Source organism: uncultured Sulfuricurvum sp., assembly GCF_937936435.1.
Taxonomy (GTDB): Bacteria; Campylobacterota; Campylobacteria; order Campylobacterales; family Sulfurimonadaceae; genus Sulfuricurvum.
This window is the reverse complement of record NZ_CALDDG010000090.1, coordinates 1-11,650: the sequence shown is the minus strand read 5'-3', so window position 1 is coordinate 11,650 and position 11,650 is coordinate 1. Positions and strand designations below refer to the sequence as shown.

9 protein-coding genes are annotated in these 11,650 nt (G+C 48.2%); 4 read left to right on the top strand and 5 right to left on the bottom strand.

The genetic code is table 11. The annotated features are described in order from the left end of the window. Nucleotides 1-290: 290 nt before the first annotated feature. From Q0389_RS09140 to Q0389_RS09125, 4 genes are all read left to right on the top strand, one after another. Entirely contained in the window at nucleotides 291-1,487 is a 1,197-nt protein-coding gene (locus Q0389_RS09140; RefSeq protein WP_298693664.1) for an OprD family outer membrane porin, read from the top strand. A 135-nt stretch (nucleotides 1,488-1,622) separates the two neighbouring features. Next, nucleotides 1,623-3,761, top strand: a complete 2,139-nt coding sequence (locus tag Q0389_RS09135) for a TonB-dependent receptor (RefSeq protein ID WP_298693663.1) — start codon at nucleotides 1,623-1,625, stop codon at nucleotides 3,759-3,761. Between the two features lie 6 nt (nucleotides 3,762-3,767). Continuing rightward, nucleotides 3,768-5,309 (top strand): YfiR/HmsC family protein, encoded by a 1,542-nt coding sequence (locus tag Q0389_RS09130; protein ID WP_298693662.1) that lies wholly within the window; start codon nucleotides 3,768-3,770, stop codon nucleotides 5,307-5,309. Nucleotides 5,310-5,325: 16 nt separating this feature from the next. Next, nucleotides 5,326-6,006, top strand: a complete 681-nt coding sequence (locus Q0389_RS09125; protein ID WP_298693661.1) for an SIMPL domain-containing protein — start codon at nucleotides 5,326-5,328, stop codon at nucleotides 6,004-6,006. Here Q0389_RS09125 and Q0389_RS09120 read toward each other — a convergent pair. The 5 genes from Q0389_RS09120 to Q0389_RS09100 all read right to left on the bottom strand — a co-directional run. Beyond that, nucleotides 6,003-7,256, bottom strand: coding sequence for an MgtC/SapB family protein (locus Q0389_RS09120; protein ID WP_298693660.1), 1,254 nt, complete (start codon nucleotides 7,254-7,256; stop codon nucleotides 6,003-6,005). The two genes, Q0389_RS09125 and Q0389_RS09120, sit on opposite strands and share 4 nt — an antisense overlap. A gap of 49 nt (nucleotides 7,257-7,305) precedes the next feature. After that, nucleotides 7,306-8,586, bottom strand: a complete 1,281-nt coding sequence (locus tag Q0389_RS09115; RefSeq protein ID WP_298693659.1) for a hypothetical protein — start codon at nucleotides 8,584-8,586, stop codon at nucleotides 7,306-7,308. Next, entirely contained in the window at nucleotides 8,579-8,821 is a 243-nt protein-coding gene (locus Q0389_RS09110; RefSeq protein ID WP_298693658.1) for a DUF2249 domain-containing protein, read from the bottom strand. Before Q0389_RS09110 ends, Q0389_RS09115 begins: the two co-directional genes overlap by 8 nt. Further along, on the bottom strand, nucleotides 8,821-9,252 hold the full coding sequence (locus tag Q0389_RS09105; protein ID WP_298693656.1) for a hemerythrin domain-containing protein: 432 nt from the start codon (nucleotides 9,250-9,252) through the stop codon (nucleotides 8,821-8,823). The genes Q0389_RS09110 and Q0389_RS09105 overlap by 1 nt, the downstream gene beginning before the upstream one ends. A gap of 84 nt (nucleotides 9,253-9,336) precedes the next feature. After that, nucleotides 9,337-11,650: translocation/assembly module TamB domain-containing protein (locus Q0389_RS09100; protein WP_298693654.1), on the bottom strand; the 2,314-nt coding region annotated here is incomplete at its 5' end.

Genomic DNA, 11,650 nt, shown 5'->3' with positions numbered 1-11,650 from the left:
AGTTTCTTCCGTGCGCGAGGGGTGTAAACGGTTACTGGAACCTACGTTGGAAAGTTATACAAAAATCGAGACTGATTCTAAAAAATCCCGAAAAAATCCGACACGAACTTTTTCTGCATTAAAGTCTTACAAGCAGCAGAGTGCCTAACGCCTTTTTTGGGTGCATTCTGTCTCCCATAGCATAGGTTGTTCCAAAATTAAATAAGAAAAGAAATTTTTCAATGCTCTTTCATGTTGGAAAGTTACACTTACACCTAGAGTGCTACTTACATAACGACAATGGACATGAGATGAGACAAACAATCCTGATGAGTTTAGCGGTATCTGCCGCATTGCATGCCGCAGATACGGAAGAGAAGTGGCTTCCCGGGACACTGAGCAAACAATTCCGAGTCGCGTATATCAATCAAAACAATGCCATCGATCAGGATACGTACGCAACGGCGTTCGGCGCTATTGTAAAGTATGAAACGCCGACATGGAACAATATATCGCTCGGTGCGGCGGCATATGTGAGCCGTAAACTCAATTTTGCGACCGGTTCCGTCGCGCAGGGAACGGCAAACGGGGATATGTTCGGGAGGGAGATGGATTCGTATATTTACCTCGGAGAAGCGTATGTCGATTACACTACCGATGTTTTCAGTCTGCGTATCGGCCGGCAGCAGATCGATACTCCGCTGGCGGATACGGACGATATCCGGATGCACCCCAATACGTTTGAAGCGGCCATTGCTACCTATACGCCTGTTGACGGGACGACGATAGTCGGAGGATACGTCAGACGGTGGGCGGGATACGATTCGGGTGACGATATTTCAAAATTCAAAAGGCTGGACGGAGCGCAAAGCGACGGAGCATTTGTCGCGGGGATCATGAACGAGTCGATTGAGAATCTTGCACTGCAGGGGTGGTATTACGGGATAGACCGATTGGCGAATGCCGTATATGCGGATGCAACGTATGTAATTCCTTTCACAGAGACTGCGGAATTGGAGTTATTAGGACAGTTTGCGACGTTTGATGAGAAGAATGGAAGCGGCATAGACGGTCATGTTTACGGGTTCGGTGCCAGCCTCGGTCTAGGGATGGCTACGTTCGGTGCGGCATACAATAAAAGCTCAAATAGCGAAGGTCAATTTGTGAGTAACGGATTTGGAGGGGGACCGTATGTGACCTCGATGGAAGAGATGACGATTGACGGATACCAAGACGTTCGGGCATATCAGCTGAGTGCCGGACTCGATTTCGAAAAGGCGGGGGTGGAAGGGGCGACGCTGAGCGTCCTTTACGGAGATTTTAAAAGTACACCCGCGCAGATGAGAGTGAAGGAGATCGATTTGATCGCGACGTACGAACTCAGTGAAGCGTTGAACGCCGAAGTCAGCTACGCTATGGTGGATGATCGAAATAACAATACGTCGGCAGACGGACTCTACGATGGCGGGTACGACCGTTTTTTGGTACGGCTGACGTATAGATTTTGAAGCGATTTTTTCATTTTGACGCAAAAAGATAGAAAAACGGCAACAAAACAGTAACACTCAATGAAACTCAAGGCGTAACAAGGTATCCTATTAATTATTTTAGAATGGGTTGAACGCTGCAGAAAGGGTGAGTGAGTGAAGCATTTATTGTCGTTGATCGCTTCGGTCGCCCTTCTCGGTGCGAATGAATACAAAATCGATTTGATGGATGACGTATTCGGGCTTGATTTGTACGATTTGCAAAAACTACAGGTCTCCTCTGCATCCAAAACGGCGCAAAGTTTGAACTTTACCCCTGCGAAAGTGATCGTTGTCTCCAAAGAGCAGATCGAGGACCGCGGTTATAGAGGATTGGATGAACTCTTAAACGATTTGCCGGGCTTTCAGGTGATGCGGTATGCCGACAGCGGGATTTTGAATCAGATCGGCATCCGCGGGGTTATGGGAACCAATTATTTCAAAGTCCTCCAAGACGGTATCGAAATCGATCAAACCGACGGGGAAGTGTTGAGCCACGGTATGCAGTACCCGCTGCTCGGAATCGAGAGAGTGGAAGTGCTATACGGTCCGGCATCTGTCGTTTACGGTGCGGATGCGTTTAGCGGAGTGATCAACCTGATCAGTGAAAAAATGCCTAAAGACGAGTTGAGCGTTGCCGGCGGATACAAAGGGTACCATTACCTCTACGGTGTAAAATCGATACCGCTGTCGGACGGACGGTTGACATTAAAAGCCCACCATCACAAGGATCAGGATTACGATCTCGAAAAAACCTATCCGGGCGACTTTCTGCGTCAGAATGTGATGCTCGGCTCAACAGTCGTCCAAAGCGCGCAGGATCGGGAGTTTGATTTTCAGCCCAATATCACCAAGTCGGTCGGAGCACGGTACGAAAACGGCGGATTCGACATGGGAATCAACTATCGCTATTCGTCCGAATCGACACTGATTGCGATGAACGGCGGAAATTCGAAGACGAATATTTACGATAACAACTCCAATCTTAACACCGCTATATTCGGATACTACGGGCGTTACAGCGGCAAATTTTTCGATGACCTGCAATCGACTACAACTCTGAGCTACGACTCTACCGAGCTTTTGAAAGGAAGCTACTTTATCAACAAATACACCGCGTACGTTCCGGGGTATAAATATTCGCATTCCGAGCGGTATGCGGCGGAAGAGACTCTCAATAAACAGATCGAAAATCATAACCTCACTTTTGGAATGTCGTACGAATCGTTCAAATCGACACCGATGACGATCGATCTGGCCACCCCTTCCATATCGGGAACGATCTATTTTGCCGGATCGACGATCGAAGCACCGATTTATCATATCACGTGGAATAATAAAGCGCTTTATCTCCAAGACCAGATTACCTTCAACGACAATCTTCAGCTCTCTTTGGCCGGGCGTTATGATCGCAGCTCATCATACGGATCGACGTTTAATCCCCGTTTGGCATTGATTTATGCCAACGATACGGTGACCCAGAAACTGATTTATTCCCAGGGATATTTGGCTCCGTCGAATTACCAAAAATACAAAATTTACGGAACGCCGCTTCAACCCAATACTCTCGGGGACGGCAATACGTATCAAACCGACCGTTATCGGGTGGCGAATCCCGATCTCAAACCTGAAAAAAGCAAAAACTATGAATATGACCTTGATGTGATTTTAAGCCAAAACGACCAAATCAGTTTTTCGCTGTACTATTCGACGATCAAAGACATCATCTCCAATGAAGAAGATTTGCCGAATCAAATCTATTTTATCCCGGATACAACGATTATTCAGGCGGTCGGAGCGGCCAATTCGATTGAGGCGATTGTATACGGCGGAGATATTTCGTATCAGGGACATTCGTATTTCCCGGGGTACGATGTGAGTTATTGGGCCAATTACAGTTATGTCGACGGTAAAATCGACTACGTGTATGACTACGATCTTCCGTATCAATCCAAGCACGTCTTCAAATCGGGCGGTACGCTACGGTACCAAAACTGGCGATTTTCCCCCTCATGTATATGGGTCAGCCCGATTACGGCGGCACCGTATGACAACGGAGTGCTTGCAACGGTAGATGGACATTTCGTCACTAATCTATTCGCCAGTTATGCGTTGGATCAAAATAAAAAAATCTCATTTCGCATCGACAACCTTTTTGACGAGCATTATTACGGGGTACGTTATAATAGTAGTTCAAAATATAAATCTCCGCAAGACTCGCGGATGGTTACCATCGCATTTACTATGAGTATTTAGGACGCTATGAGAATAATTATCGGATTGATCTTGGGAGTGTTGCTGGGGCTGTCAGAGGCAAAAGAGATCAACAGCGATCAGGTCAAAGTTGCGTATGTCTATAATTTTCTTAAACATACGACATGGCAAAACGAAGTAAAATTTACCGAATACAATCTCCTTGTGGTTTCCAAAAACGACAATCTGAAAAATATGTTTTCGATGCTGTCGTCACGAAAACTTCTCAACGACAAAAAAATAAAAGTCTATTTTTATGACGGTACAAAACTACCGGCGAATTTGCAGGCGATTTACACCGACAGCGAAAACGGTGCGTTATACGAAAAGTTTTTCCGCGAGTACGAATCGCAAAACGTGCTGCTGATCAGCGATGAGTATAAAGACAAACAAAAGGTGATGATCAATCTCATTCGAAACGGCGATATGATCGCTTTCGAGATCAATAAGCCCAACATCATCAACCGGTCATTGCAGATTTCCCCCGATCTTATCCTCCTCGGCGGCACCGAAATCGATGTTGCCAAACTCTATAAAAGTTCCCAAAACGAGTTAAAAGAGCAAAAAGAGACAGTTGCCGAGTTAAACAGAAAAATTAAAGAGAAAAATGGGGAGCTTGCCGAAAAAATTGCCGCAATCGAGATACAGAAAAAAGGGCTGATCGAGCAACAGTCGAAGATCGATGCCCAAAACAGAATCATTGCCCAGCAACTGCAATCGATCAACGATCAGCAAAATACGATTGCCTCTCAGCAAACGGAAGTCGATACGATCCTCAAAAATATCGAAGTCCAAAAAGAAAAACTGCAAAACGAAGAGAAAAAGATCGCAGAGAAAGAGGACGTATTCAAATACCTTTTGAAATCGCATGACGAGAAACAAGCCGCGATTACCCAGGCGAAAGAGGAACTCGAACAGCTCAATACCCAGATCGCGCGGCAGAAAAAAAATCTGGTCGAAAAAGAGGGAGTTATCTCCACCCAAAAAGGGGTGATCGCTATTTTGCTCGTATTGTTCGGTGTCATTGCGGTACTGATCCGCTATGTCGTGAAACAAAATGCGCTGCTTAATGCCCTCTCGCAAACGGATCATCTGACGGGACTCTATAATCGCAGAGTGTTGTTGGACCGAATGGAGAATGAAATCCAAAAATTCACCCGTTACGGAACGCCGTTTTCGATGCTGTTTATCGATGTGGATCATTTCAAGACGATTAACGACAGCTATGGACATGACAAAGGGGACAGGGTATTGAAGCTTATCGCGTCGTTGATGAATCAGCATACCCGCGATACGGATGTCTGCGTACGTTGGGGAGGAGAAGAGTTTATGATCCTTGCGGCGAATACCGATTTGGATAAGAGTCTGAAGCTGGCAGAAAACTTTAGAGAATTGGTCGAAGCCTTCGATTTTCATTTGGACGCGAATGTGACGATCAGTATCGGTGTCGCTGCCATCGAACCGGGGCAAAATAAGGATGAACTCATTAAAAATGCGGATAACGCTCTCTATATGGCAAAAGAGAGCGGGCGTAATTGCGTATGCTACTAAACCGAAAGGGGCAAAAATGTATAAAGGTGTGATTGCCGCGTTAGTGCCGATTCTGGCGAGCGCCCAGATGAGTATTACGACGACGGAGCAGGTCGAAACGGTTCTAAAGCCGGATGTGCTGAGAGGGAGTCTCGGATTTGAAGAACAGGGAAAAAACGAGAAGCTGATTAAAGAACATCTCAATGCGATCATCGTGCAGGTCAAAAAACAAGATCCAGAGGCAAAAATGTGTCAGGGGGGCGGGTATTATCTCTCCCCTCAGTACAGTTATAAAGATCAAAAACGGGAGTTTATCGGCTACGCCGGAACGCTTAATTTCGGATGCGAATTCAAGGAGATAGAGCCCTATAATGCTTTATTGGCGGCAATTGACAAGGTTTCCGCACCGTCCGTACGAAAAAACGAAGGGGCTCTGGTCTGGGATGTCAGTAACGCGCAAGAGCGAAGCGCTCAAGGGGCTTTACGTCTGGAACTGCTGCGCAAAGCGCAAGAACAGGCTGGTGCGTTTTCAACGGAAACGGGGATGGCATGCACCGTTTCGGCGGTCCGTTTCGGCGGGGTTCCTCCGGTGATCCCGATGATGGCAAAAGGGATGATGATGAGAGAATCGGCAGATACGCAAAGCCCGATCCGCCAAGACAAAGAGAGCACGCTTGACGCTACCGTCGAGTACAGCTGCATGCCGCGGATTCCTTAGGCTAAGACGATCAATGCGCTGATAGCAAAGGCTCCGATCGAAAGAAAATAATAGGTTAAGACGAAGCGAAAAAGGGGGAATTTCCCCAAAAATAAAACCAAAGCCGATTTTGCAAGAGTGTTGGTGACAATGGCGATCAAAATCGCGTAATGGGCAGTCGAGGGATTTAGCCCGTTTTTGGCTAATGAAGAGAGGGAGAGGATAATCGCATCCACATCGGCGAGCCCCGAGAGCGAAGCGATGGCATAGACCCCCGTATTGCCGATATATTGGTTCGCCAGTTTCGTCAGAGCGATCGTGGCACCGAAAACGATCCCCATCAGCAAGGCCTCTTTAAGATCGAAAGGGTTTTTGAATTCGACGTTTTGGGGGATGTTTTCCCGTTTGGAGGTGAAATAGAGGTAGGCGATGTAGCCGTATCCGACCAGTGAGCCGATTGCTATCGGCAGAATAAACGGATAGGTGAGAGAGGGGTTGATGACCCACATCTCTATTCCCGCCCGTATCAGCATCATAGACGATGCCAGTGCAATCCCTATCGCAAGGTTTTTGACCAAAAACCCGTTTTCATGCACCCGCCGCGCCATGCTCATCGCCACGGCAGTGGAAGAAACCAGCCCTCCCAAAAGCCCTGCAGCTCCGATTCCGTGGGTGGATCCTAGAAAGCGGATCGCAATGTATCCGGCAAACGAGATCCCGGCCACCAAAACGACCATGATCCAGATGCGGTAGAGGTTGATGAGGCCGAACGGATCGATCGGATGATCGGGGAGGATCGGGAGGATGACAAAAGTCATCAGCATAAACAAGATCGCCGCGCTGAGGTCACGTTTGGTGATGGTTTGTTCGTACTCCTCGATCTCCTCTTTGATATTGAGGATAAACAATACGATGATGGTAATAAATACGGGAAAGAGGGGCTGGGTAAAGTGGAGCATCGCACCGATGACGAAGGCGATAAGGGCGGAGAATTCCGTTGTAGCCCCTTTTTCATTCACAGCGATGCTGTTAACGACGTAGGCAGCGATCAGCAAGAGGCCGATTACCCCCGCGGCAACCAGAAAAAAGTAAGAAAAATAGGCCGAAAACCAGGAAGATAGATAGCCGAACAGCGAGATCATCGAGAAGGTTCTTGCCCCCCCGAAATCTTTATGCTTATGAGAATAGATGGTATGCATCTCCCGCTGCAGCCCGATGATAAATCCGAGGACTAAAGAGAGGATGGTATGTTGAATAAATAGAGAATCCATCTACTTTTCCTTTGCGGTATAAAACGATTATAGCGCAAAAGAGGGTATGTTATTCCTGCGGAGGGGAAAACTCGAAACGCTTTCCGCTAAGACGGATATGCCGATAGAGCCGCGTGGCGGCGATGAGGTTATAGCCCAGCACGACAAACAATGCTAACACCCCTATCCCCGCGATGCGAAAAAAGAGGGGATTGAACAGGGCAAGAAAAGCCGATACGCTCCCCGCTACCAGCAAAATGAAGAGAGTTTTATTGCGCGGAGCGGGGATAACGTTCGACATGATCGGTGTCTCCATATATCCGGCGGCATTGAGATGGAACCACACTAAAAACGGAACGATTTTTCCGATCATTCCCAGGATGATCGACAAGGCGAATGTCCCGAAACCGAGCAATGCAGCAATCTCAAACGTTTGGAGAGAAGTGATAAGATAGAGGAGATGGGAAATCAGCGATACACAGAGCATTAGCAGACCGAACGCCCAAAACCAGATACTCACGTCGCTAACACGCCGTTTGCGCTCGCGCAGTCTGCGGACGGTAGTGGCGATAAAGCCGAATAAAAGGGCAGCTAATATCCCATCAAATACCCAAACATAAGGGAGATACAAAAAGAGCCATAGGATTTTGAGCGCCAAAGAGGCCGTGATGATCCGAAAGCCGTTGCGTTTGCACCAGAGACTATACGGCGATGTGACGTAAAACATCTCCACGACTTGGAAGGCGACGGCGATGATGAGCGTGGCTATCCATCCGATCAGCCCCAGTGAATAGTGGGAGGTACGGATAGCATCGTAAGAGGGTGAAAACGAGTTGTTAGCATACGAAGAGGCCATGACAATTCCGAAAAGGGCCGTGATCGCCAAAGAAATTAGGGAGAGTCGCATACCGCGCAGGGTGTCGTGAGTTATCTCTCCAAACAAAAGAGGGAGAATCAGATTGGCCGTATAAATAAGCGCCGCTCCGAGTAATACCGCCGCGAGGATAAAGAGAGGTGCAAGGGTGAAGAGAAAGGCACTGCAAAGCGATAGAACCCCTGCGGTCAAAAAGGTGTGAATAATCAAGGCATTACCTCCGGGGGCCGGGATAGGGCGACCGCCGAGGACGCTTTGCATCTGGAACAACGCTCCGATCATGATCATGGTAATGACCCCTAAAAAAAAGAGGTGAATCGCGGCAAGGGAGACCGGATGGGAGGGTGTTATTATTTCGTGAGGATAGAGGATCATCAGCATGGCTAACAGGGTGCCGAAAAAAGGGAGGCTCAGGAAAAACCGAAGTACGACGGCAATGGGCGGTGCTTGATCCAGCGAGAGACCTTGATTAAACACGGTATTCCTCCAAATTAACTGCCGGGCTGCGGGTTATCAGAATATGCCACAGCTCCTCGCTGTCTTGATATGAGAGATAATATCCGCCGTTTTTAAGAATAATCTCGAAAAGGGGGATCGGTTCGCGACGGTGGAACATGTGAATAACCTCCGTTTCGGCCAGATTTTTGAATGCATCGACCGCCATTTCCAATGGCAGCGGATGATCCAGCTCACGTGTGTCGAGAAAGATCATTATGCCATTTCCTGAAGTGTTTGGATCATGATTTCCGCATCGCCGCCTAACGCACGGTCGATCATAGGATAAAGCATCTGTTCTTCTTTCATATTATGCTGCTGGAGCATAATCATCATCGATTCGCCGATACCGAAAAAATCGTCGGTGCGGTGTTCGCTCAATGCCAAGCGCATCGATTCGATCAAGGCTCTGAGCTGCTGATGCTCATAGCGCATCATCTGCGTCGGTCCCCCCATCATTCCGGTCCGTTTTTCAAATGTCAGAAAAAGTTCTTTTTCCTCCATTTCGAAATGATGAAGCGTCGCTTTCGCAAACATCTCAAATGCGTTTACGGCTTTGGAATCATCGTGTGCCAATAGTGCCGTTTCGGCTTCGGTGTAGAGATGATCGCATGCTCGGTGATCATCGCGCATATAATCTGAAATCATAGTTGACCCCTTGTGGTTATGGTATCGATAACCGCAGTATAAAGAGATCAGAGAAAAAGATTATTGACGAAAATCAAGGAATGATTATTTTTTAGGGGGATTATGGGGGAGAAAATCCCGAAAATCTTTGATATAAACGGCGTTGATCCCCTGACCGAGTTCATGGATATCGGCATCCAACCGAAGCCAGCGATTGAGCTGATATTGGAGTTGAACGCTGGATACGGTGTCGTTTTTATACAGGACACGGAGGTCTTTGTTCAGGCGTGCTCCCACTTCAAAGCCGACTCCGCCCTCTTGTGTGGTGAGGATATTCATCGTGTCGATCTGAAGTTTCGTCGCTCCGTTAATGAGCCCTTTGATCCCCGCACCGAGCATAAAATTCGTCGCGTCGGCGCGGATGGTGGAGGTACTGCCGTCACCCGAACCGGAGAGGGAGTTAGCGGCGGTTCCGAAAAGGATATAGCTCATAATGTCGTTTTGGCTCATGACCGGATCGGAGCTGAAGAGAAATATCGGCGAATCGAGCGTATGAGTGACATAAATCAAAATCTTCTTGTAATCGACTTCATGGGCAATTGTGAGGTTTAGGTACGGGTTGATAGGAACATCGCCGCCGAAATAAACTTCACTGGGTTTGATGTCGAATTGTTTGCCGGCGGTTACGGCATTTCCCGATGGGATCGATACCATTCCCAGTATCTGCATCAGTCCGTTCGGTTCTTTCCAGAGGGTGATATCGGGGTTCAGGCGTATATCCAGCTCTTTCGTTTTGAATCGGATCGGTTGTGCGGCGGTAATATGAAGGTTCATCGAAAGGTTGATTTTACTCGGAGGTCGAACGTCTTGGATAATGATGATATCGTCATCCATGACCTTGAACTGCTGTAACGGCAGATTTGTGATTGCGGCATCGAGAATCGTGATCGAACCTGCGAGACTTTGAGAAGCTTGTGCATCTCGGGTAAAGGTAATATCGGCTTTAGCATGGGCATCCCCCTCGGGGCCGTGATAGCTGAAACGCTCCGAATGCAGCCGCAGATCGGCACTTAGATCGTCGGAGATACGGCCGCTGAGCATCAGGGAATCGTAAATCCAGAACGCATCGATTCGGATCTCTCCCGTAGGGAGGAGACGAATATGAGAGACTTTTTCGGAAGAGAGAGGATGATCGGCAATTTCGAGACGGTAGCGCTGAACAGTGATATTGCCGTCATGATAATCGAGTGAAATACTCCCCTCTGTCCCCGCATAAGAGCGCTGTGAATCGAGAACCGCGGCATACCACGGGATCGATATATCGCTGTGAACGGCAATCGTATCGGCAATATTCACGCGGGTTTTTGCCCGGATTTCGGCATCGTAATACTCTCCGCGTTCCAGCTCTATCGGTTTAATTTTCGAGAGAGTCGCAAAAAGCGATGGGACGACCGTATCGATTTGAAGCTCTTGCGTATTGCCGCGGAAGTCAAAAAAGGCTCCCATATAATTACCTGAACCTTCCAGCGTATCCCGTGCAAGTTTTCCCGATAGGGCAAGTGCGTCCCCTGAGAGTTGAAGGCGGGTAGTGTTGCCTTCGTTTTCAAGAGAAAGGGTCAAATGTTCCGGCGGTTTGTGGCTCCAGTTTTTCCACATGGGGGCGTTTGGAGGCAGGGTAAGATTTCCATCAAGGGTATGGTGGGCGTTGAGTGTTGAGAATTTCCCTTCGAAGCGGGCATCGTCATGGACGACTTTGATACTCCCTCCGAGGGCATCGGTCGAGAGATGATACGTGCCCGAAGCATCCAAGTTCAGAGCGGATGAGCGTATCGGATCGGGAATAGCGGGGATAAATCCGAGACTTTGATGGCGGCTGGCGACGTTCCATTCGAAATGATCGTAATCGCGGCTCGAAAAACTGAGGGTACTTCCGTCGAGGGTGAGCTTTCCGTTTAGACCGTCCGCCTTATCAGTCAATTCTCCGTGTAAACGGTTGTCCGGAAGCGGTTGTGTAGACGTGATAGTTCCGTCAAAGGTTGTGGTCGTTACCCCTGAAAGGTCATAACGTAAATGCTGTTTTGTCTGCATCGTATCGTTGATACGGCGCAGCAGATAGGAGGCATCGACTTGAAGATATTCGTCGGAATAACGATAGTCAAACTCCAGGGAGATCGCTTCGGCACTGAGTAGCGGGTCTTGATGGGATTCCAATCGCTCAATCCGGGTCTGCAATCGGGCTTCGTTTTTTGAGAGGTGGGGAATCTGGAGCCGTAATGTGCGGGGCAGGGTCGTAAAACGGCCGCTGTAGGGTGCGAGTTGTACCGCATTGGGATAAAGATCTCCGATCCCGCTGAAAACCGTATCGGATACTTTTCCCCGTATCGCACCGCTCCCGTATCGGGATTGGATTGCCCCTTTT